Genomic DNA, 22,331 nt, shown 5'->3' with positions numbered 1-22,331 from the left:
CAGCCCCCCTATTGTGGTATTTTCAATTTTTGCCCTGGAAAAATCCAATGTCCCGGCTGTTTAATATTGCGTTTACTTCGTTTGATCATCGCTGCTTTATTGGCATTCCAAATACGCCGCCATTTTGTACTATCGCCATAAAAACGGCCTGAAATGGCCCAAAGAGTATCTCCTTTTTTGACAGTGTACAATTTTGGTGGTGTTTTTGAGGGTCTTTTCTTTTTGGTTTGTTTCGCTTTTTTCTTTCGTTTGATTTTCCTAGGCGATGCGGTTTTATATTCCTTTAACTCGATCGTAAATTCACGATCACCTATGTCATAAGACCCTTCCTTGTGAGTGAAACTCTCAATGCTGCACGTCATATTGATTTTAGTCCCTGTCACAATCAGTCGCACAGACTTCTTTGAACGCATCATTCGTTCAATTTTCGCTATTGCATTCTCTGGTGATGGAATGCTTTTATATTCAGCAATTGGCGAATATTTCTTAGGAAATAATGAGGTGAATGATACTTGTTTAGCCGATGGTACATCAATAAAAGTCAGTTCTCCAAAGGAGGAGACCTTCACTGTTTCATTTTGTACGTTATTTGTGATCTCAAGTTCGGATGGAAGCACAGGGAATCGCAACTTCTCCTTGCCTTGGGAAATCCACAATTGATACACTGATTTACCCATCGATCACGACCCCTTTCGTTCCTGTCTGAAGCTCTACTTCCAGTTCGTCTACAAGCATTTGTCTAATTTTTTCGACAAGCGATTGCTGATCCTGTCCATTATGGAAATGCTGATCACCATTGAACTGGATGGTGATTTGTTTATTGGCTGACGTTGTTGCAGTCCCAGCTGACTGTGCTGAGGTGACTTGCTGCATCTGTGATTCTGGTAAAGGAGCAGATGCATTTGATGGATCATAGACTTGCATCCCAAGTGCCTTTGCTGCCTGCGTCAATAAATATCTCCCGCGAATGCCTCTTTCTTCTGGAATAATCCATTCGCGTTTGTTTCCTTCACCGACTCTAGCTACCTGCTCCTGAGTAATCAGACCGCCATTGGCGTAGCCTTTATAAGGACCGCCTCTTCTCATACTCCGTAATCCCGGTGTATTGAAGACTGTTCCATATCTGCCCTTAATGTAGTTAATGGCTGCTACGGCATTATGAATTGGGTTCCAAATATCATTCATGCCCTTGCCTTTATTGGAATGGAAGGTCGGCCCAATGGTTTGCATTAACCCTTTAGAAGGCGTTCCCTTCTTGGCGTTGGAATCCCACAAGTTGATGGCTTTCGGGTTACCATTTGATTCGTGCTGAGCAATTGTCATAAGACCTGGAAGCCAACTCATCGATGTGCCAGTCGCCATCAGAGCTGCCATGAGCCATTGCTGAACACTAAGACCTGAAGCACCCATACCGCTGAACGCTCCGATTAATGAACCCGCTTGATTTTCAGCAAACTTTTTCACATCAACTGAATCGAGCCCTTTGACGACACCAATCGATGCGAATTTCCCTAAATTCATCATGACACGTGAAGGAGAATGAATGTCTAGTTCTTCTCTAAACGCCTGTTCCACTTTCTTCGCCATTTCTTTGGCAGCTTGTGTGACTTCACTTGCTTTTGAACGCATGCCGCTATTGAAGGCGTCGATCATTCCTGAACCCCATCCTGGTGATTCTTGTTTGGCTTGCAGGAATGGTTGTTTGACGTGTTGGTCTACGTATTGACTTGTGCCAGTAGATGTCATGTTTTGACCTGAAGCAAAGCCAGCAACAGTTTGTGAACCATAAACCGAAGAAGCTGCTTGAATTTGATTAAATGGTTGGTCAATATTGGCTTGTTTCCACTGATTAAGAGAAATTTTATTACTATTCATCCCCTTCTCAAAATCAGAAGTAAATTCTTTTCCATAACTAACGCCACTTTCGGAGTTGTTCATTGATATTGAACCTCTTCCAGATAAAGAAACAGATGAGGTTACGTCTGTCCTCTGCTTAGCTGAGACATTCGATGAAGCCAGATTACTAGCGCTTTTTGGAACAACATTCATCCCAAGGTGAGTTGCTGCTTGAGCAAGTAACATCTTCCCTCGACCTCTATTGTTTTCCGTTGGAATAACAAACTCCTTGCCCGCTTCCCCTATCCAAGAAAGCATAGGTTTAGTAATATACCCCCCAGTAGCTTTATGACCAACCTGATTTAAACCGGTTTTCTCTTCGCCTTTACCTATGAAAAATTCTATTACTCCGCCGCCTATTTCTTTTGCTTTATCTACTATTCTACCAATAAAACCAAACATTTTTTCCCACGTTTCTGTTAGTTCCTCAGCATGTTTCTTTAATGGCTCAAAGACATTTTTATTGAACCAATCACTCACTGTTTCCCAAACACCTTTGATCGTTTCCCAAACTGATTTAAACGTTTCCCAAACAAATTTTATTGCTGGTTCTGCATATTTTTGATACGGTTGCCATACGTTTTCATCAAACCAAGTAGAGAGTTTTTCCCATGTAGTTTTAATCCAGTTCCATGTATTTTGAAACAAATTCCACACAAAAGTAATGGCTGGCAATGCATATGTTTTAAACGGTGTCCAAACATATTCATTAAACCATTCAGAAAATACACTCCATGTTTCTTGAATCCAGTTCCACGTTTCAACAAGTTTGTTCCATACCCAGCCAATTGCTTCTATCGCATATTGACCGAATGGGTCCCAAACATTTGTTAAAAACCATTCAGAGAAAACACCCCATGTTTCTTGAATCCAGTTCCACGTTTCAACAAGCTTGTTCCATACCCAGCCAATTGCTTCTATCGCATATTGACCGAATGGGTCCCAAACATTTGTTAAAAACCATTCAGAAAATATCCCCCATGTTTCCTGAATCCAGTTCCATGTGTCAACAAGTTTATTCCACACCCAACCAATTGCTTCTATCGCATATTGGCCAAATGGTTCCCAAACATAATCCATGAACCATTTTGATGCTACTGCCCAAATATTTTTGATAATTGTCCATGCAACATCAAATACGCCAACTACAAAATTGATAATCGGAACTGAAAAATTATAAATAGGCAGCCAAACTTTTTCCATGAACCAAGAAGAAAGTTGTCCCCATTTTTCAGTGATCCAATTCCATGTCTCACCGAAGAATGTTGTAATAGGAGTTAATACATTATTATTGATCCATCCTGAAACTTTGTTCCAAGTATCTTTAATCCAATTAACTGCATTTTCAGCACCTTTGACAATGTCATCCCATTTTTTCTTCAAGGTTCCGTCATCAAACATCTTTCCGACCCATTTTCCTAAACCTTCACCTAAAATGCTTCCTAAAATTCCGCCGATTGCTGTTCCAATACCTGGTGCAATCATTGTTCCTATCGCGGCACCACCCATACCACCAGCAATGCCCCCGCCGAATCCTCCTACTTTTTCACCTACATTTTCTTTTGTTGTGCCAATTAATTCTGTTGCACTAAGTAAAGGCCCAAGTATGGGTACTTTTTTTAATAACTTGCCTGCACCTTTACCTAAATTTTTAAATGTATCTCCTAAGCCTTTTAGCTTATCAGTATCTTTGAATATCCCAGCGAGACCAGCTATAGCCATAATACCTGGAATTTTTTTGGTTAAACTGCCTAATTTAGTTGGAGATTTTTTATTCTTTTCAACCCTCGTAGTTCCAGTTGGATTATTCGGTTTGTTTTTCGGACCATTTCTATTATCTGTTTGGGTAGTTCCAGTTGGATTTAAACCTTTTGCACAACAAGAACAGCAGCTTATTTTAAATAAACCTTTTCCGTTTTGCGTTTGGTCTGAGTTCTGGTTACCCAACTGACCTGGTGAAGTATTATTATTAGACCCATCCGAGTTATTTGAAGGGTTTTTCGGACCAAGGATCAAATCTAATCCTTTGTTAAACCATTTATCTAGATACTCTTCAGGATTGATTTTAATTTTCTCACGAATTCGTCCGATTACTTCTTGCTTGTATTCGTCTATTTTCGTTTCAATCCAAGGTAGCGCCTTCTCATCCCAAAATTTCCTAGGGCTTAATTTTTCCTTCAATTTATCTGAGACGTCACCTGCATATTTTTCAATTTCTTTTAACGCCTTGTTCCCCAAATTCCCCAGCCAGCTTTGTTTGTTTTCCTGCGTTTTAGTAGCAGCTGTCGCATTAGGTTTCTTTTTGATTTTCTTTTCTTTCACAACTGACTCTGCCTGATCTCGTTTTTTCAACTTACTCTTTGCATTGTCTTGAACAGACACTCTGATCTCATGTTTAGCCATTGTCAAGCTTTTGAGTGTCTTTTTGATTCGTTGAATGGCAGCGGTGGCTTGGTCGACCATGTTTAATCTCATATAGTACGTTCTGTTCATGAGCTGAAGGATTGATTTTTTGATTGATGACATTTTTCCTGACAACTGATCATTCAGTTTGAACGTCAGCAGGATTGGATTTGCTTGTGATTGTTTCAAGCGATCTATACTGGATTTAATGACATCTAGTCCTTTTGCTTGAATCGATATGACCATCTGTTTCGGTATCATGTTCAGCTGGTTTGTTAATGATTTGAGATCACGATAGATTCCTTGATCTAGCTTCATGGATAATACAGAAAACCTTCTAATCGATAAATTGAGGTTCCTTAGCTTCTTTTCATCCATTTCCAGGCTTATTTTCACCGGTTTTCTAAATGGTTTGAGCTGCTTCTCAAACGTTTGAAATCGTTTTTGAATGCGCAACAGCTTCTTTGATACTTTGTCTTCTAATTCAAATCGTGCAGTGAGCTTCGCCAGTTTATTTCCCTCCTTTCTTTGCTTCTTTTTCTAGCATGTCGAGTTTGTAGCTGATGAGTCCGAATAAGAATGCCTTAAATTGTCTTGGTGCTTCGTATAAATCGAGGAGTTCTGATGGAGAATAGTGAAGCTCATGCATGGCGTAATATAAAAACACCGCTTCCTTATCCCCATCTTTTATTAGTTTTTTGCTGCTTCTTCTAAATCTTCAATTTCGTCTTCAAATCCATTGATTTCAATCGCTTTGTTTAACCAGTTTGCATATTCACCGCCGACAGATAAAACACGTTTTGCAACTTCAACTGGATCTTGTGTGCTGTAGGCTTCTCTTAATTCCTTTGAGCGGAAATCTGGATAAATCGTCGATTCAATGGCAATTCGTGCATAGAAGCGCTGGCTGTCTAAGTCTTTTACGCGGCCTCTGCCTTTGACATTTTTGAACGTGGTGTTTTCTTTTTCCAGTTCATCAATACGTTCCGTGGTAATCGCTTTGAAGACAAAAGGAATGACATTCCCTTTTTTATCAACAAAACGCTTAGAAATTGGCACTTTGACCTCTTCTGCTTCTACTGTTTGTCCTGGCATAAAAAATGAAAGATCAAATGTTTGTTTTTCGCTCATGTTTAAAAACTCCCTTTTGTTTGTTTTTTTTGAATACAAAAAAGCACATCCATTTTTGAATGTGCTTTCCAATCTTTTCATGTATAATTGAGAACGTACAATTGAACGGCTTGCTCAAGGGCGTCTGGCTCATCCCCGATAGGAAGGGGGTGATGCTCATGTCAACATTCCAAGCACTGATGTTAATGCTTGCTTTCGGGTCATTTATCATTGCCCTGTTGACATATATAGACAAAAAATAGACTCCCCCTTGAGCTTTGGTAGGTGAAAGGGAAAGTCTATCCTGAACATCCTATTCGATTGGCCAGCCCCTTGAAGGGCCTCATTGTACATTGCCGGGATGTTAGCGCATCCTGGCTTCTTTTTATTGTATGCAAATCTCTTTGCATGTAAACATAATTTTGTGTGTCATTTATTGCAATGTGCATTACAAATGCATTCATTTTTCATTACATTTGCATTATAGCATATTTGGTTTTTATTTAGCTAATTAATTAGCTAATTTCCTCCACATTTCTTAGAAAGAATTCTTCAGCTTTTCAGGCAGATCAAAGTCTTCAAATGTAAATGGAACTTCTTCTTCAAGTGCCTCTGAATCGACATCTAGTCCAGCAATTTTAGCTGAATCAAAGTTGACATCGAATAATGTCACACGCTCTGTGCCTCGGCCTGATGATTTATCATCAATTACCGCTTGAAGAGTGAAATAAGGATCTTCCCCTTTTTTCACATAGTTGAGCATGAGTTGAACGAAACGTGACGTAACTTTATAGAATGTTGCCGTTCCTGTTCCGTTTGCCCCAGTTGTTTTATGGCCAGTCATTCGGCGGCCCATTACGTTCACTTCTGATTTATTTTTCTCCACGTTTGCTTCAAACGTTTTGATAAAGGCAAGTTCCTCACCTTCTAAGAAAAGACGACCTTCTTTACCTGAGATTGTATTTTGCGCTTTAAAAGCCATCTTACTTCACCTCCACATTGAAATAGAATTTTTCTGCTGCGTCTACTGGCTGTACTGCTAAATCGATGATAAATCCATCACGATCTTCATTGAGGCCAATGACGATATCTGTTTCTGAGTTAAAGCCTGTAATACCGCTGCCATCTTGAAGTTGTGTGAGATACTGTGTAATCAGTGTTTTCACAAGCTGCACTCCATCATCAGATGCTGGAATGTCATTGCCATTGGCTTTGCGTAATTTAATCAAATTTTTCAGTTCAAATGTTAAATCATTGTTGATTGCATCTAGCACACGGATGATTTTGTTTTTCGCCATTTGCTGGTTCTTTTCAACCGTGAAGCTTGTCAAAGAGTTAATATCTTTTTCAACGCTCACCGTGCGGTCTCTTGCATCGAAAGTGAAAAGAAACTCTCCTTGTGATAAACGGTATTCTACTTGATCATTATCAAGACGCTCTAATGTATCGACTGCGCCTTCGTATTCAACAAAGGTCAGTGACTGATTAAAAGTCGCTCCTGCACTTGCTCCCGCGACCCAAGCTGTTGTTTGAGCAGGCGCGAGTTCTGTTCCGTCTTCTAAAACAACACCGCTTGTGACATTGATGATACCTTCTTGATCAGCTGCATAGTTAGCCACAACGCCTTGCACCTTACGTCCTTGCTTATTACGTAAACGCTCAATAAATGACGCGAATGTTGCTTTTAATTGCTCACTATTATCGACTGGGAGGGCAATAACATCAAAGTATTCCGTTTCAGCTGCTTCTAGGAAAGCTGTATAATCTGCGACACTTGCCACACCGTTTTTCCCGCCGCTTAAAGCCGCTCCAGCAGTAATGACCGCTTCGCCTTCACCAGAAAATTGAACGTATTTGTTTTTCACAAGATCTTTGACATCTGTGACCACCTGTTTATCGACAATATCTGTTCCAAGATAGGTGATAACGTCACGTTTTGTGCTGTCGAGTACATTTTCTGCCACTTGAATGGTAATCTCATTTCCTTTTTGACCACCATAATTGGCTGTGACCACAAAGTTTTCTGCGATTTCCGCTTTGGCTGGCTCTCCTTCGTTTAGGCGGTAAAGCAAGACCGTTTGCGCTTTTTTCTTCGCTTCACGGAAAAGAAGAAGTGACTTATCATCAATGTTGAGCCCGACCTTTTTATTTAAGTCTTCCATATCGGAAACGGAAATAAAGGTTTTTGGTTCTCCCCAGCTCATGACAAGAGGAAGTGCAACTGTTCCTCGCTCGCCTAAAGTAATTCGCTGCTCTGCTGTTGTTTTAAAATTAAAGTAAATGCCAGGACGCTTTTTCTCTGTACCTGGTGTAAAAGTGCCTCCGTTCATCCTTTAAACCTCCTTGGACAAAAAAGCATCGATGTGCTTCTTTGCTTCTGTTTTTGTAATTGGTTGATGTTTGATATAAAAAAGAGCACCTTCAAGGATTTCTGGTTTTACCCCAAAAAGATCCTTACTGTGCTCTTTTAAGGCTTCAAATGAAAAGCCAAATTCTTTTTCTTCGCCCGCTGTTTGATCGAGCTGTGTTTTTTTAGTCTTGCTCACGTTTGATCACCCCATCTGAAAAATTGATATCTTCTAGGCTTGGCTGTTTATCTCGGTTGTACCAATAGCTGCTATCCCATGTCAGGACAATCGCTGCTACACCTTGATCTATGATTCTTGTTTCCACTCTTTTTATGCGGACATAATCATCAAGCACCTCTCCATCTTCACTGATCATCTGAATGATTTGACGATCAGCAAGCAATGCATCGACGACTGTTTCCGCCGCATCATGCGCTTTTTCTGTATCCATATGAAACACTTTCACTTGCAGCGAATAAGATTTCATAAAAGTAGACACTGTATCTGGACCACTAATGACAGTCACTGGCGGCACATAAACAGATGGCACTTGGAAACGCTCTGGCAGAAGACGATCATACATTTTCACAGGAAAGTGTGTGTATATATAATGCATGATTGCCCCGACTTCTTGATTCATTCCATCACCTCCCAAAATGTCGATCGATCCAGCTTTGAAGCTTTCGATCCAGCGAGTGTTCAAACATTTGTTCATAGAGCATGACGGCATGATCCCAGTACCCATTTCCTTCAATCCATTGAGATGAAAGCATCATGCCAGTACTGGCATTCGGATCATATTCAAAGCGGCTGCCGTTCCATCTCCCAGGCACCCATCTTCGTTCTCCATTTGAAGAAATGGCATGTCCATCATTCACGTAAGAGGCATAATCAAGCTGTGTCCCTACTTCTAGCGTGAGCCCGCCTCGGGAAGTGAGAAAGTGATTCTCCTTGTCACCTTTTTGAAAGGAATTGAGGAGACGGCCTGTATCAACAGCCTTTTCTTTGATGATTTCATCTTGAATGATGTCTAAAAACTGTAAGCCCATTTCCTGTAACCACTCTTGATATTGCGCCGTTAAGCCGCCACTATTTGCCTGTTGGAGCTGGGATAGCAGCCGGTCAAGTCCATCAATTTTCATAGGTTTTCCTTTCTGACGGCCATCACTTCCATGTGATGATTTTTCACTCTTTTTGGCTGCTGCAATTTGAGTGAGATGCCGTTCCACACCATTTTGTCATGCAAGCGAATGTCGCTTGCTAAAGGGAAATGGACGAGATAGGACTGATAGATGACTGTATTCGGTTCTTCTTGCACGAGTGACTGGCTTTTTTCTACAACATAGCAAGCCACATCTCTCATACTTGGTGTATCAGGATAAGTGAGATCCGTCTGCAGATCTCCTGCTGGTATACCAAATTTGCCGCGGATTGCCTCTTCATTCTCTAAGTGAAAAAGATCACAGCGATCCGTTAATAGAGAATCATAACTCATAATGATCTCACCTTTAAATTGGCGCTGCCGCCAGTTAGTGAAGGTTCAATATAATCAACAAGAAGGGCATACAAATAAGGTCTGCCTTTCACTTTGTCCGCTGCCTTTGCATATGAATAATCACCCATTTTTTCTGAAGTCAAGCCTTTCATCATGGATTCATCATCATTCAGCATGGCAAAATACTGGGCCATTTTTAATAAGGCGATCCTTGCTTTTTCAGGAATGGGCTGATATTTTTCATGTGTAAAATCGTGCCCGACAATTTGAAATACCGCTGCTTCTGCTTCAATAATATCTGCCGCTAGTCTCTCTACAGAACGATTTTTCACGCGATCAAATACAGAATAGGCTTGTAGTTCCTCAGCAGAAATGATCATAGCCTGCTGTCACCTACTCTTTCACTTTCATTACTTTGGCTACAGCATCCTCTTCCTCAAATTTGCTGTCGAGCTTCGCTGTCAGAACAATGATAAACTTACGGCTGCGAATATCTTTTTCTACTTCAATACGAATATTGCGAGAAAACCCTACGATAATGTTTTTCGGATGTGTCAGTAAAATATCTGATACGTCTGTTCCTTCTTCATCATATGGCTGCATATTGGCAAGACCTTTGACCGGAACACCGAATGCAGAAGAAAGTCCGCCTTGAATCGCCGCATCTCCGAGACCTGTCTGACGGTTTGCTACTTGGTCTTTCCACTCGACCTCTAAACTTGGGGATGTATAAAAACGGAAATCCTGAGGTACACGTAAATATTTTGACGGCATCGCTTTATAGGCTTGTTTGAACATTTGACGGCTAATTTCCGCTCCATTCGCATCGACAATATGAGAAACTGCCTGTTTTCGTACGCCATCCATTTGAGCTAAAAATGGATCTTGTGATGTTGTATCACCGTTGACGATCAGTTCTTCAATATCGACTGCCGCTCGTTCCGCCAGCATTTGCATAATGGTCTGCTGAATCCCGTCTTTTTCAATGTTGTTTTCAATGCTGTCGTACGTCATATGGATCTCAGCAATGACTTCTTTTGCATTGAGCTGGACAGTGCTTGTCGCTGGGACAACACGGTCTTTTGCATCAAGCGCTTTGCCTTCTTCTGCTGGGCGTAAAATGCGCTGACCGAAGCCGATTTTTTCGATTTTTTGTGAATCACTTTCCATTGGAATGATACGTGCATCATTTAAAACGGTTGGTGTATTTTGCATCATTCTAATGAATGTGTTGGATTGGGCTGCGTTCATGAGACCGCCTGTTTTTAAGCTGGCAAGTGTCATTTCAGCCTTGCGAATCAACTCTTGATTTCTCACACTTTTTCCTCCTTATTTAGGCTTATAGTAAGCCATCCCATATGGGCTTTGTCATATCATTTTGTGTATCGTGATTTGTTTGTTTAGAAATGCCCCGCGCTTTTTCAAGCATGTGTATCCGCTCTGAAATAGGCAGTAGCTGTTGCTGAAGCACTTCCTGAATCGCTGCTTTTTCTCTGCCTGCTGATTTCTCTAAGGAAGAGAGCTGATGACGAATTGGCGCAACCACTTGCTCCAGCACTTTTTGCACAGGTTCTTCTTCACCTGTTTGATCTGTCCCTTGTTTATCCGCTTGTAAAACGTTGTCGATGGCCATTTTTGCTTTTTCTAGTTCGCGTACTTGATCAGTCGTTAATCCGGCATCTTGCTTTTGAACGGATGCTGGTCTTTCGCCAATCGTTTGGAGGACATCATTTGTTTTCAACACATCCTGCACAATTGGTATCAATTGTTCAAGTGCCGCTCTTACGCTAGACTCATCACCATCACTTGACTGCAACATTTCCAGCAGATGATCTAAAACGCTCCAAAATTGTTGTGGCATATTTGCACCTTCCTCTTTCAAAAAGAAATTTTTCAGCAAAGAAAAAAGCCCTCTCTCGTTCGTTTCTTGAGATAGGAGCTGATCGTGTTCCTCTATTGCGATGATGTCTGCTGTTCCAGCCATTGAGTAGCCTGTAATATGGCCTTGCTGAATTTGGTCCCAAATATCTTGTGATGCCTTTGTCACAAGTACCCAAGATCCTTTTTGAATCAGCTCCCCGCCTACTTCAAAATCCGCTGGGGCAATGTATGATTCGACGACTTCGCCAACACCATCTTGAAAATCATGCTGTTTATCAATGTGACGGGCATCTTTCATAAAACCGTGTGCTGCTCTTTCAATTTCTTTGGCCGACATAAAGTCTTGATGTGCATCAGGTGTATTCGGTTCATACACGACGCCATATACGAGGCGATGCGCATCCTCTGCCTTCGTCAGGACACTGACTTCTTTTTGAAAGTCAGGCTGCTTTTTCTTTGCTTTCATCAAGAAAAATTTCTTTTGGTTGGCGGCCTTGTCCACATAGGAAACATGTGTAATTTTTGCGTTTTTTAATTCCCTTGGCATATGTTCACCCCCTTTCAAAAAAAGCTCACGTCCTTTTATTTCTCCAGCTGGTTTGACTCGGATGGAGACAGCCCATCAGCTGTTTTTATGCGGCTTTCTAAAGGTCGGTGGTAGAATTCTTCCGGCCATTCCTCTAACGTCTTACCAAGAATACGCCCCGCAAGATCTCGCAAATCATTTGGCGATACTGCCCCAGCCTGAATAAATGGTGTCAGAACCTTCGCTATCTCTAATGGATCTCTAAAGTCAGGACCATTTAATAGAAAGCGGACATGCCATATATCTAAATCCGGGAGAAAAAGAGTATTGAGTTTCCCTGTAATAAGATGCCGCTCTGGCTGAAACACTTGCTCCTCCGTTGTTTTTCGCGCGGTATCTGCCGTGGCCTTGTTATAATCTTGTGACTCTCCTGTGTAAATAGGCGGCAGACGAAAAGCGGAGCGGATTTTGTTTCTCGTCTTTTCATCGTATTCTAAAAAGAGCGCATCCTCTTGCAGGATTTCCGCCAAGGATTTAAAGTTCACTTTGACATTTGATACATCTTCTTCACCTGTTAATCCTTTTTCTGTCGGAAGCCCTTCTACTTCAAGCAATAAAAACTTATGCGCATGATCAGACCCTTCAATATCATCCATATAATCTTGTAGCTGCTGATAAGAAGTCTCTGACAGCATGCCGTTTTCAACAATGATGGCACCAGGTACATGCCTTCCTTGCTTAAAATAAAGATAATTCAGCTCTTCTGCTTTTCGTGCGCCATACATATTGACGATGTTGCCAATCCAGCGGGGAATCCCATACGTCCCACTGCCAATTTTAAAATGAATGACTTCTGTTGCTTGAAGTGGTTCTGGTGTAGCATCATCGTACTTGCCTGTTTCATAATTTAATATGCGCGGATCACCATACTCCTTGAAAAAGACTTTCTTCTCATTGATGACCTGCACATATTTTCGGAATCGTTTCTTGCGATTCATCGTCTTTAATTCGCCGTTTTCTGTGTAGCGGAATTCGACGTCGACTGGCTCACTCAGCTTGCAAATGCGGATATGGAGTGCATCCAAATACTCGATTCCTGCCGGCTTTCCTTGTCCATCCCGCAGCACCTCTAAAAAGCCATTTCCTGTTTTCTCCCGGTCTTCTAGGACATAACCAAGAATCACATCAGCAGACTCATCATAGTTCATGTATTTCGTAAACTCTTCGAGTCTTGTCCATTCCTTCTCGGCTGTCTTCTTTTTGACCGGTTTCACATCTTCCGCATTAAAATCAAAGGCGTATTCCACCCCAAAGCCAAAGCCTAAAATATTTGTTCGATACGCATCTATACATTGCTGAAGAATCGTTGAGTATTCTGCCATGCTTTTTAATTCATTGATATGGTAGGGCGGCGGGACAATGTCATCTTTTTCGTATGAAAATTCATCCTCATACATTTGTTTTGTATGATCAGACATGTTGGCCTTCATAATCGTTGCTTTTAATTGTTTCATTGTATGGACCTCCTCTCTCGGTTTGGACGGACACGCTCTGAAGCAGTCTGTTTCAAATCGGTCACCTCATAATCATCTAGCGCATACCAAATGGCGGATAATGTGTGTGGGTCGATTTGAAATTCATCTTCCTCTAAGCGGCCGTTCTTATCTGCCTTATAGGTTAGTGATTGAAGTTCATAGATGGTATAAGGGCAAGCATCAGAACAAATGATTTTCTTAAATCGTTTGATTTTCTTTGTATATTGCAAACGCGACCCTTGGAACTTATGCGCAGCGACCATTTGAAATCCGCGCTGCCGAAAATAGTGAATCGTTTTAGGTTCTGCTGCGTCTGCCTTAATGAGTTCCTTTGATTCAACAAATTCTTTCAAATCAACAGCTGTTTCATCATCTGTTTTCCCGCGGTCGTAATATTCCCAATAAATATATAAGTACTTTTTTTCATGATCGACAGCTAACCGAATGAGCGCATTGTAGGATTCGACAAATCCAAAATCCATCCCCGCTCGTTTCAGCGGTCTTTCAATCTGCCCGATCGCTTCTAATACCTCAGCATGCTGTCTGACCTCAAATTGCGGAAACACTTTTGTGCCATTGATACCGAAGTATCCTTTCCTTGCAATTCGATAAAGATCTGGATCGTATTCTTTCAGCTCATCCAGCTGCTTGACATAGCTTTTAGGAAGAAATAGATTGTCTTCTGCTGTTGAGTGGTGATAGTACGTATCTTTTATCACGATGGTTCGCTGTTTGTATAAGGTTTCGTCATCAAGGACAAATCGTTTCAGCTGCTCATCTCGAAAGAAATGTCTGTACGTCCAATTATCCTGACCAACGGGATTCGTCGATAACATCATATAAAGAGGTAAAACCGGATGTCTCAGCCTTCCAAGCAGTTCTTTAAACCCTTCATAAGAAACCTCGGAACACTCCTCAATCCAAATAATTGAGATGTTGTTGATCGACTTCAATTTCTCAGGCTTGTCCAGTCCTTTAAATAAAATGCTGCTCCCATTGCAAAAAGTGAGAGCAAGCGGTGAACTGCGGCACTTTACTAGATGATCGATGCCAAGATCGCTGACGATTTCTTGTAAAAGAGAGTAGGTCGACTCCCGGTGCGTATCATACACTTCTCGAATGACAAGTGCTGTTCGTTTTTCCTCAAGCAGTTTTAAAACCAGCTTTAAAGCAATGTGATAGCTTTTGGAGGAGCCATAACCGCCTACTAAAAACTGAAACTTTTGATTCCAATCGAACAAAAAGTGTTCAAAGTGAGGATTGACTTCTTTTTCAATCAACGGCGTCATGAATCGTCCTCTTTTCTTTTGATCATGATATGAAGATCTTCTTCTTTTTCCTCACGAACTGCTTTTTTTGTTTTTTCGATTGTCAGCTCAATTTGCTTCAGCTTTAATCTTCGTTCATCTTTCGCATGAGCGAGCTCTTCAAACTGTTTAATCAGCCGTCTTAGTTCTCCCATTGCACGAGATTGGGCATTTAAAAAAGTAGCATGCCGATCCCATGAAAATTGAAAAGAAAATTCCTCTGCCGTAATCTCTGGCTCTGGATGAATACCTTCGCCTGTTTCTTCCTCTAATGAAGAAGGTAAGTACGTCGCCTTTTTCAGTTCTTTGATCATGTCATCTTGATCTGCTACATGCATGATGCGCTGCGCTCGAATAATGGCTGCGTATTGAATTTGAATTTGATCCCAGATGATATCAAGAGATGTGCGCCCATCCATTTTTTCCATGATTTCAATCGTTTCATCTGAAAGAAATTGATGAAAGATCGAGTGCGCCTGCTTTGACGGTGTTTTTTGTCTTTGCCAGCCGTATCGTCTTTTCCATGATTTAACGGTATGGATGGAGACGTTGTAATGATCGGCTAGTTGCTGGTACGTCATCCCTTTCATATAATCCTGCTTAGCCTCTATCCGTTTATCTTTCATTTACATTCACCTGCCGCCTCCTTTTAGTTCGAATGATTCCCTGAAGAGAAATCATTTGTGCCGGGCTAGCAAACATTCGTTTGGTCTTTCTAACTATAGGTGGCAACTGTAAGACAAGCTTTTGAAGATTGATGTGATGAAAGAAAAAACGCCTATTCAGCAGCTCTGAATAGGCGTTCTTGTACTTTTTTGGACATTTTGGTCCGAGCTCTTTCCATATGTTTTTGGACTGTTCCTTTTTTTACATCTAGCATGATCGCAATCTCGCTAAATGACAGACCCTGCGTTGTGTGCATAAAAAATACGTCCTTCTCTCGATCTGTTAAAACAGACAAAGCTTCATCGATTCGCCTTTTATCCCGCTCACTTACCTCTCTTTCTTTCTCTTGAATGAGGGTGTATTCATGTGATAAAGCCTCTAATACCTCTTGATTAGCAAGAATGGTGCGCTGATACACAGACCGTCTATCTAATCCTCTGCGTGCGCCTGGCTCTCTACCGATTTGAAGCCATTCCACCACGTATTCTAAATCACTGACCATACTGGCGATCATTTTTTGATCATGTTTGTCCTGATCTGACATCTGTTTCTCTTCTTTGTCTTTCAATTGTTCATATCGTTTTCTGGCATCTTTTAAACTTCTTTTATATTCAATCAATAAATCTTGCATCTATGCTCTCTCCCTTTTTTAAGAAAATAAAAAACGGACACCAATCAGCCCCTTTTTATAGGGTCTTGATCAGTGTCCGCAGGCTTTCCGTCTTGGACTTATTCAGTTGTTCTTGTTCATCAGACTAGCTGATTTTAAAACCAATCTCATGATCGACTCTTGCAAAATGTCCTTTTGCTGTTTGAATAATCGTTTTTCCATGCTCAGGTACATCCATCATATAAGCCGTTCCTACGTTTCCATCTAACACAATGACTTGAATCTTTCCTTTTTCCATTTCACCGACAAATGTCTGGTTTTCTTGAATCATGAGTTGTTTTGGCTCGTTCATATGCTTGTCTCCTTATTTGGTGGTGAGGATCTCATATCATCACCCATCGTATTTAAAATGATTTCCATTCGAGGACGCATGCTATAAAACTGTGAAACTCTTAATTCTACAATCTGTAAAGAGGCGTCATCGGTAACGGCATGAAGTGCTTCTTGTATATACTGCAAATTTGGCTCGAGAATGCTGATGTGTACCGGGCGTATCAAGCCTTTTTCTGCAGATGTACGCGTGTCTTGGCTGTTCGCTAGATCAATGGGCATATTGTAAAATGAGCGAATGTCGAGTGATAATGCGCCTTTTATTTTGCTTGTGCATTGCGCTTTAGCGGCTGTTTGAATTCTGTTTATCAATGTCTCTTTTGTGCATAAATGTTCTTTTTCAATGATAAAATGAAGGACCATGCTACGATCTCCCGTCATCCTTCGCCCACTGCCGAATGTCTTGTTCGTTTTGACCCGCATTGAGCAAACATTTCAGGAATGTCATGATTTGCTTCAATCGATTCATGTCGCATTCATCCTTTCCTTCTTCTTGTCATCAACGGCTTTTTCTGCCATGAGGGTCATGTATGTGCGTTTTTCTTCTGCCGTGGGGAAAGCAAAAATCGGCTCTTTTTGATGAAAAGTGATCCAGCCGCCAGCTTGTACTAGGCAATGCTGTGCTTCTTTTCGGGCATCAAATGTCATCTGATGTCTCATCATCATCAAATCCTTTCTCACGGTCCTCGTCCTCTAATCGATAACCATTTCGGGACATTTCATATGGCCAGTAACGTTTTGGATAGCCGAAATCATTCATTTGTGACACCATCGGATGTTCGATACTCATTCTGTTTGTCTCCCCTTTTTAAGAACGGTCTTCCTCAAGACTATTACTCTTTTTGTGTAACTTTTGACCAAAAAAAAGCTCTTGAACACCGATATTTAGCAAATCTGCAATATGCTTGGCTATTTCTAAGCTGGGCTTTGTTCGGCCCATTTCTATATTTGCATAGCCACTCGTGTACTTATATCCAAGTTTTTTCGCCATATACGTTTGTGTTTTTCCTTGTAATATTCGTTCTTCTCGTAAATTTTCAAGTTTCATGTTTCCACCTCTTACTCATTATGTGTAAGTTATATTCATTATGATAATATACACAAAACGGGTAAGTCAATCATATTTTTATTCTTTTTGTGTATTTATTTATCTTTTCCGTGTAATTCATGATAAAATTTACACATAATATGAAAAAAGGTGTTTCCGATGGATAATTTGACTGGAAAGATTCTAACTGAATTAAGAGAGAAACATGGATGGAGTAAGTCTACCGTTGCCAAAAAACTCGGGTTAAAGGCGATGTCGACCTATGCTAACTGGGAGTATGGATTGAGAAAGCCAGATGGTGAAATGATTGTGAAAATCGCCGAGTTATACGGGGTCTCAACAGATTATCTTCTCACAGGTAAAGACAAAAACGCCTCTGATGACGATCTTGCAGATGATCCTGATTTGCAAATTGCGTTTAAAGCTGCCTCCGATTTTTCTGAAGAAGCACGAAGACAAACCATCGACTTTATTAACTACATTAGAGAGAAAGAAAAACAAAAAGGCCGTCAGCCAAAACAGACAGACGACAAATAAAAGATCTCTTTTCATAAAGCATCACATAGCTGGGTAGATACCCAGCTTTTTTTATGTCTCTTTTTCCCCCTAAAAAAGAATGACATATGAATAAAAAATCATGTTTTTCGGGATAAAATCGTCTTCCCCTACATAATATGTGACAATTTTCACCAAAAATACTCATTTTTCCACTTATTTTGATTGACATATAATTCTATTATTATTAATATATGTATATACTAAAAAAAGGAGTGTTACCGATGAAAAAATTAATGAAAGCTTGTACATTGTCTTTAGCTGCTTTAGGTGCTCTTACGTTCTTCCAAACAGAAGGTGCTCATGCAGCTGCACAGCCTAAAGAACCAGTTATAGCAAAAGCTCCTATTATGAATAAAGTGATTACGGTGAACCGCACACTTACTGTAGGTTCTTCAATCGCTGTTTCACTTCCAGCAAGTCAAATTTCTGTCTCAGGCGCAACGTATGCCATTCAATTAGACCAAACTGCTCCAAACTTCACATGGATCCGTGCTGTACAACGCGGTTCTGTTACAGTGTCTTACTATAATTCACTAGGTGAGCTTGTTATTAACTATATTACTGTTCGTTAAGCGATTTTTTTCATATGTAAAGGCGATGACTATATGTTCATCGCCTTTTTGTGTTTTTACTTAGGCTGCTTACCAGTGCTTGCCAATCTCTATCTATTATGTTAACTTTTAATAAAAATAAGTTTACATATTGAGAGGGGCTTATGATGGGAAAAATAACGTCTTTGTCTTGGGAAACGATCGTGAAGAAAGCCATCAATCATGAACCGATTACTATGGAAGAAGGTCTAAATATTCTTGGAGCAGACGACGCAGAGTTGCTGCCTATTATGCATGCAGCTTATCAGGTGAGATTTCATTTTTTTCAAAAAAAGGTGAAGTTAAATATGATCTTTAACGCCAAAAGCGGATATTGTCCTGAAAACTGCGGGTATTGTTCACAATCGGTGATTTCAACAGCTCCTGTTGAGAGGTATACAATGCTTGACCAAAAAACCATTGTGGCCGGTGCGCGTGAGGCGTTAAAAAGAAAAGCAGGGACTTATTGTATTGTAGCAAGCGGGAGAGCACCTTCGCACCGTGAATTAGATGAAGTCACCGCAGCAGTAAAGGAAATTACTGAGACGATGCCTTTGAAGGTGTGCGCATGCCTTGGGTTATTAAATGAAGAAAAAGCGAAGCGGCTGAAGGAAGCGGGTGTTCATCGGTATAATCATAATCTCAATACACATCAAGATCATCATGCTCAAATTACAACGACCCATACGTATGATGACCGCGTATCGACCATTGATAAGGTCAAACAGTCAGGGATGTCACCATGTTCAGGGGTTATTATTGGAATGGGCGAAACCAATCAACAAATTGTCGAAATGGCTTTTGCGCTGAGAGCCCTTGATGCGGATTCGATTCCCGTCAACTTTCTCCATGCAATTGAAGGAACGCCTCTTGAACATCAAGAACGCACACATCCAATCAAAGCGTTGAAGGTTTTGGCACTGATGCGATTTATCAACCCGGCTAAGGAAATTCGAGTATCTGGGGGAAGAGAGTTTAATTTGCGAACGCTTCAGCCTCTCGCATTGTATGCAGCGAACTCTATTTTCGTAGGCGATTATTTAACGACAAAAGGACAGCAAGTTCAAACCGATCATCACATCATTGAAGATTTAGGTTTTGAAATAGAAGAATGTGCGCTTTAAAAAAGTCTGCCGATGGATCGGCAGACTTTTGACGTTGAGATTAGAATCTTTTATGGAAATCGACAGTACCGCTTCCTTCTTCGCGGTCAAAGCTACCAACAAAAGTCCAGTTAATATAGCCGCCGTCACCATTGTTGACAAACGTACCATCTTCAAATACCCAAATACCAAACGTAATGCCGTCATATTCAACACTATCATAATAAACAACATTGTTCAGTCCGCTAAAGTCATGATCTTGGCTTAAGTTTTGAACAACTACGTTGTAGTTTTGACCTGCTTCATAGAATGCACTGTATGCCGCATTTTTTACAAATCCATCACGATTTTGAGATGATTTTACTGCTTGTTCAATTTTATCGGCAATGGCTACTGGATCAATCGAGACACTTCCATCGACACCTGTTGTCGTAGCAGCTTCAGCCTTTTGACCAAAAGTCGTAAGAGATAAAGGGACAGCAACCATTGACGTAGCAATCATAGAGCTAACAAAAAATTTACTTGTTTTCCTCATTATTTCTAACTCCTCCTTTAATTGGTATGTCTATGTACTACCCTTTTCTTTGTCACTTAAACACTAATTTAAGAAAAAACTTCTTTTTCTACCAATTTAGAAGCCGTTTATACTGTTTAAAAGGGCAAAACAACAAAAAAACTACTCTTTTAAAAGAGTAGTTTTCCATCATTACATAAACAGGATAAATAAAATCAGACCGAGGATGATTCGGTAGATCGCAAAAGGCACAAGTTTGATTTTATTAATCAGTTTTAGGAAGAATCGAACAACAAAGAGAGCCACAATAAACGCACTCACAAAGCCCACAATAAAGAATGGAAGCATGTCTGTTGTTAAATATTCGGCATTTTTAACAAGTGTTAAGAGGCTTGCTCCCGCCATAATCGGCATGGCCATAATAAACGTAAAGTCAGCCGCCGCGCGGTGATTCAGACCAAGAATAACACCACCTGCTATTGTAGAACCCGAACGCGAGAAGCCTGGCCATAGTGCTAAACATTGAAATAACCCGATATACAGCGCTTGTCTGTACGTCATATTATCCACAGAGCTTGTTTCTGTTTTACGTTTATTGATCCAATCAGCGACAAGCATCAGCACAGCCCCTAAAATCAAACCGACAGCGACCGTTCTCACATCAAACAAATATTTATCAATATAATCTTCAAATAAGAATCCTAAAATGACGGCTGGGACGAGTCCAACAGCAATTTGAGCAATGGTCAGCTTATGTCCGCTGCGTTTTTGTTCTTCTGTGATATTTTTCTTTAAGCCTAACAAGTTCAAAATACGATCTTTGAACACGATCATGACAGCTAAAATAGAACCTAACTGAATCACGACTTTAAATGTGTTTGCAGCCTCTGGCGTAATGATGTCTTTTGATTTTAGCCAAAGATCATCAACAATGATCATATGCCCTGTAGACGAGACAGGTGCATACTCTGTTAATCCTTCGACAATTCCTAAAACCAGTGCCACGAATAAATCCCATAGATTCATGATTTTCTTTCCTTTCAATTCTGATCTTTTGAAGGCAAACATCTATGTCCACATAAAGACAAGCTTTCTTTTTCGAAAGCTCGTCTTTATGATACTATATTTTTTTCTAAAAAAGATTATGACATCAAACCTTTTCTTCTTTATACAAATTGGATCGCATTTTGAACCAATCAAACAGGTGGGTCGTGATCACTTTCAGAACGGCATACGTCGGAATCGCGACAATGATGCCGACTACGCTGAACAATTTACCTGCTGTTAATAGAACAAAGATAATCGTGATCGGATGGATATGAAGGTTTTTCCCCATGACCTGAGGAGAAATGAATTTCCCTTCGATAAGTTGAACCACTGTCCAGACAATGATCAGTTTCAGTAGCATAATAGGTGATGTGACAAGTGCAATCACAATCGCTGGTGTAATGGCAATTGTTGGCCCAAGGTAAGGCACTACACTTGTACATGCCGCAATAATCGCCAGAAGCAGCGCATAGTCAAGTCCAATAATCAGATAACCGATTAAAAGAAGAACACCGATACAGAAGCTGACAATGATCTGTCCAAGAATATAAGAGCTTAAGCGATGGTTCATTTCGTGAAGTACGATATGTGTATGCTCTCTAAACTTATTCGGAATAAATTTCAAGAAATAGTCAGGCAGTTTTTTGCCGTCTTTTAATAGATAAAACAGAATGAACGGAACCGTCACGATCGAGATGATAATTTCAGTAAGCGCCCCTAAGAAAGTGCCGACTCCGGTAAAAGTACTTTCCAAAATCTTCGTCGCTTGACTTGACGCTTTACTCACCAATTCAGAGACGTTAAAATTCATCGTTTTCTGCGCCTGATTAATGAAGTTGCTTCCTGTTAGTTGTCGAATCTGTTCTTCTACTGTATCAACGTATTTCGGCAGATTATGAAACAGACTCATCGTTTGTGCTTGTAAAAAAGGAATAATAGATACAATGGTCACTGTAATAATCCCAATAATGACAATATATAAAAGCAAAATCGAAAAGATCCGTTTGACCTTAAATCTCTCTAATAAATTCACAATTGGATTTAATAAATAATACACAACCCCCGTTAAAATAATCGGTAAGGCAATGGTTTTGATGAGTACAATGAGCGGTGTAAAAATAAAAGATGCCTTCATGAAAACAAGGATATTCAACCCTATTAATAGCAGGATGAGTAAAAAGAGAACAAACTTGTTATCAAGAAAAAATTTTCTAAATCGACTGCTCCACATTTGCATAGAATTCATATCTTTCCTCCAAACACGGGCTATTTTATTAGTAAATTGTACACTACTTGATCATCAT

The 22,331-nt window shown here is 40.4% G+C and carries 29 protein-coding genes; 4 read left to right on the top strand and 25 right to left on the bottom strand.

Annotated features, from left to right (window positions below; genetic code table 11):
• Window positions 1–8: 8 nt before the first annotated feature.
• From MHH23_RS06130 to MHH23_RS06115, 4 genes are read right to left on the bottom strand one after another with little or no spacing between them, the layout of a single operon-like run.
• Window positions 9–677 (bottom strand): LysM peptidoglycan-binding domain-containing protein, encoded by a 669-nt coding sequence (locus MHH23_RS06130; protein ID WP_007500584.1) that lies wholly within the window; start codon window positions 675–677, stop codon window positions 9–11.
• Entirely contained in the window at window positions 670–4,809 is a 4,140-nt protein-coding gene (locus tag MHH23_RS06125; protein WP_445285663.1) for a transglycosylase SLT domain-containing protein, read from the bottom strand. The genes MHH23_RS06130 and MHH23_RS06125 overlap by 8 nt, the downstream gene beginning before the upstream one ends.
• A 1-nt stretch (window position 4,810) precedes the next feature.
• The gene (locus MHH23_RS06120; protein ID WP_008344097.1) at window positions 4,811–4,948 is read right to left on the bottom strand and encodes a hypothetical protein; all 138 of its coding nucleotides are present in this window, start codon (window positions 4,946–4,948) and stop codon (window positions 4,811–4,813) included.
• A 41-nt stretch (window positions 4,949–4,989) separates the two neighbouring features.
• A complete protein-coding gene (locus MHH23_RS06115) occupies window positions 4,990–5,430 on the bottom strand; it encodes a phage tail assembly chaperone (RefSeq protein ID WP_012011040.1) in 441 nt (146 codons plus the stop codon).
• A gap of 152 nt (window positions 5,431–5,582) precedes the next feature.
• Between MHH23_RS06115 and MHH23_RS06110 the strand changes: the two genes are divergently transcribed.
• On the top strand, window positions 5,583–5,672 hold the full coding sequence (locus MHH23_RS06110) for a putative holin-like toxin (protein ID WP_072368332.1): 90 nt from the start codon (window positions 5,583–5,585) through the stop codon (window positions 5,670–5,672).
• A gap of 275 nt (window positions 5,673–5,947) precedes the next feature.
• Here MHH23_RS06110 and MHH23_RS06105 read toward each other — a convergent pair whose 3' ends face one another.
• From MHH23_RS06105 to MHH23_RS06020, 18 genes are all read right to left on the bottom strand, one after another.
• Window positions 5,948–6,391, bottom strand: coding sequence for a phage tail tube protein (locus MHH23_RS06105; RefSeq protein WP_003213309.1), 444 nt, complete (start codon window positions 6,389–6,391; stop codon window positions 5,948–5,950).
• A gap of 1 nt (window position 6,392) precedes the next feature.
• Complete coding sequence (locus tag MHH23_RS06100; RefSeq protein WP_024719687.1) at window positions 6,393–7,739, bottom strand: phage tail sheath family protein; 1,347 nt, start codon at window positions 7,737–7,739, stop codon at window positions 6,393–6,395.
• Window positions 7,740–7,742: 3 nt separating this feature from the next.
• Window positions 7,743–7,955, bottom strand: a complete 213-nt coding sequence (locus MHH23_RS06095) for a hypothetical protein (protein WP_008344108.1) — start codon at window positions 7,953–7,955, stop codon at window positions 7,743–7,745.
• Complete coding sequence (locus MHH23_RS06090) at window positions 7,942–8,397, bottom strand: phage tail terminator family protein (RefSeq protein WP_041091933.1); 456 nt, start codon at window positions 8,395–8,397, stop codon at window positions 7,942–7,944. The genes MHH23_RS06095 and MHH23_RS06090 overlap by 14 nt, the downstream gene beginning before the upstream one ends.
• Before the next feature lie 4 nt (window positions 8,398–8,401).
• A complete protein-coding gene (locus MHH23_RS06085) occupies window positions 8,402–8,899 on the bottom strand; it encodes an HK97 gp10 family phage protein (RefSeq protein WP_025207873.1) in 498 nt (165 codons plus the stop codon).
• Window positions 8,896–9,252, bottom strand: a complete 357-nt coding sequence (locus tag MHH23_RS06080) for a YqbH/XkdH family protein (protein WP_057079151.1) — start codon at window positions 9,250–9,252, stop codon at window positions 8,896–8,898. Before MHH23_RS06080 ends, MHH23_RS06085 begins: the two co-directional genes overlap by 4 nt.
• Entirely contained in the window at window positions 9,249–9,632 is a 384-nt protein-coding gene (yqbG, locus tag MHH23_RS06075) for a protein YqbG (RefSeq protein WP_340959088.1), read from the bottom strand. The genes MHH23_RS06080 and yqbG overlap by 4 nt, the downstream gene beginning before the upstream one ends.
• A 13-nt stretch (window positions 9,633–9,645) precedes the next feature.
• Window positions 9,646–10,569: a phage major capsid protein gene (locus tag MHH23_RS06070; RefSeq protein ID WP_008344119.1), complete on the bottom strand. Its 924-nt coding sequence runs from the start codon at window positions 10,567–10,569 to the stop codon at window positions 9,646–9,648.
• Window positions 10,570–10,591: 22 nt separating this feature from the next.
• Entirely contained in the window at window positions 10,592–11,680 is a 1,089-nt protein-coding gene (locus tag MHH23_RS06065) for an XkdF-like putative serine protease domain-containing protein (RefSeq protein WP_340959087.1), read from the bottom strand.
• 35 nt (window positions 11,681–11,715) lie between these two features.
• Window positions 11,716–13,173: a phage portal protein gene (locus tag MHH23_RS06060; protein ID WP_039169994.1), complete on the bottom strand. Its 1,458-nt coding sequence runs from the start codon at window positions 13,171–13,173 to the stop codon at window positions 11,716–11,718.
• A complete protein-coding gene (locus MHH23_RS06055) occupies window positions 13,170–14,471 on the bottom strand; it encodes a PBSX family phage terminase large subunit (protein ID WP_268372814.1) in 1,302 nt (433 codons plus the stop codon). Before MHH23_RS06055 ends, MHH23_RS06060 begins: the two co-directional genes overlap by 4 nt.
• Window positions 14,472–14,479: 8 nt before the next feature.
• Complete coding sequence (gene terS, locus MHH23_RS06050; protein ID WP_007500563.1) at window positions 14,480–15,127, bottom strand: phage terminase small subunit; 648 nt, start codon at window positions 15,125–15,127, stop codon at window positions 14,480–14,482.
• Window positions 15,128–15,279: 152 nt separating this feature from the next.
• Window positions 15,280–15,798 (bottom strand): sigma-70 family RNA polymerase sigma factor, encoded by a 519-nt coding sequence (locus MHH23_RS06045; RefSeq protein WP_024719695.1) that lies wholly within the window; start codon window positions 15,796–15,798, stop codon window positions 15,280–15,282.
• A 124-nt stretch (window positions 15,799–15,922) separates the two neighbouring features.
• Window positions 15,923–16,108, bottom strand: a complete 186-nt coding sequence (locus MHH23_RS06040; RefSeq protein ID WP_370648332.1) for an XtrA/YqaO family protein — start codon at window positions 16,106–16,108, stop codon at window positions 15,923–15,925.
• Between the two features lie 17 nt (window positions 16,109–16,125).
• Window positions 16,126–16,530 carry a holliday junction resolvase gene (locus MHH23_RS06035; protein ID WP_268363353.1) on the bottom strand — a complete coding sequence of 135 codons (405 nt, stop codon included), beginning with the start codon at window positions 16,528–16,530 and terminating at the stop codon, window positions 16,126–16,128.
• A 102-nt stretch (window positions 16,531–16,632) separates the two neighbouring features.
• Entirely contained in the window at window positions 16,633–16,815 is a 183-nt protein-coding gene (locus MHH23_RS06030) for a hypothetical protein (RefSeq protein WP_017358978.1), read from the bottom strand.
• Entirely contained in the window at window positions 16,805–16,957 is a 153-nt protein-coding gene (locus MHH23_RS06025; protein WP_340959084.1) for a hypothetical protein, read from the bottom strand. The genes MHH23_RS06030 and MHH23_RS06025 overlap by 11 nt, the downstream gene beginning before the upstream one ends.
• A gap of 18 nt (window positions 16,958–16,975) precedes the next feature.
• Complete coding sequence (locus tag MHH23_RS06020; protein ID WP_017358976.1) at window positions 16,976–17,215, bottom strand: helix-turn-helix transcriptional regulator; 240 nt, start codon at window positions 17,213–17,215, stop codon at window positions 16,976–16,978.
• Window positions 17,216–17,374: 159 nt separating this feature from the next.
• On the opposite strand from MHH23_RS06020, the gene MHH23_RS06015 reads away from it, so the two are divergent.
• The 3 genes from MHH23_RS06015 (at window position 17,375) to bioB (ending at window position 19,487) form a co-directional block, all read left to right on the top strand.
• On the top strand, window positions 17,375–17,752 hold the full coding sequence (locus MHH23_RS06015; protein WP_007500560.1) for a helix-turn-helix domain-containing protein: 378 nt from the start codon (window positions 17,375–17,377) through the stop codon (window positions 17,750–17,752).
• 242 nt (window positions 17,753–17,994) lie between these two features.
• Window positions 17,995–18,345: a hypothetical protein gene (locus tag MHH23_RS06010; RefSeq protein WP_003213146.1), complete on the top strand. Its 351-nt coding sequence runs from the start codon at window positions 17,995–17,997 to the stop codon at window positions 18,343–18,345.
• Window positions 18,346–18,491: 146 nt separating this feature from the next.
• Window positions 18,492–19,487 (top strand): biotin synthase BioB, encoded by a 996-nt coding sequence (gene bioB / locus MHH23_RS06005; protein WP_047946727.1) that lies wholly within the window; start codon window positions 18,492–18,494, stop codon window positions 19,485–19,487.
• Window positions 19,488–19,527: 40 nt separating this feature from the next.
• On the opposite strand, the gene MHH23_RS06000 is transcribed toward bioB, so the two are convergent.
• The 3 genes from MHH23_RS06000 to MHH23_RS05990 form a co-directional block, all read right to left on the bottom strand.
• Window positions 19,528–20,001, bottom strand: coding sequence for a hypothetical protein (locus MHH23_RS06000; protein WP_007500557.1), 474 nt, complete (start codon window positions 19,999–20,001; stop codon window positions 19,528–19,530).
• A 171-nt stretch (window positions 20,002–20,172) separates the two neighbouring features.
• Complete coding sequence (locus MHH23_RS05995; RefSeq protein WP_024719699.1) at window positions 20,173–21,006, bottom strand: undecaprenyl-diphosphate phosphatase; 834 nt, start codon at window positions 21,004–21,006, stop codon at window positions 20,173–20,175.
• Between the two features lie 124 nt (window positions 21,007–21,130).
• Entirely contained in the window at window positions 21,131–22,273 is a 1,143-nt protein-coding gene (locus MHH23_RS05990; protein ID WP_024719700.1) for an AI-2E family transporter, read from the bottom strand.
• Window positions 22,274–22,331: the final 58 nt, after the last annotated feature.

Origin of the sequence: Bacillus sp. FSL K6-3458 (assembly GCF_038005045.1) — a bacterium.
Lineage (GTDB): Bacteria > Bacillota > Bacilli > Bacillales > Bacillaceae > Bacillus > Bacillus altitudinis.
The sequence above is the reverse complement of the archived record's forward strand: the minus strand, read 5'-3'. Positions and strand labels throughout refer to the sequence as shown.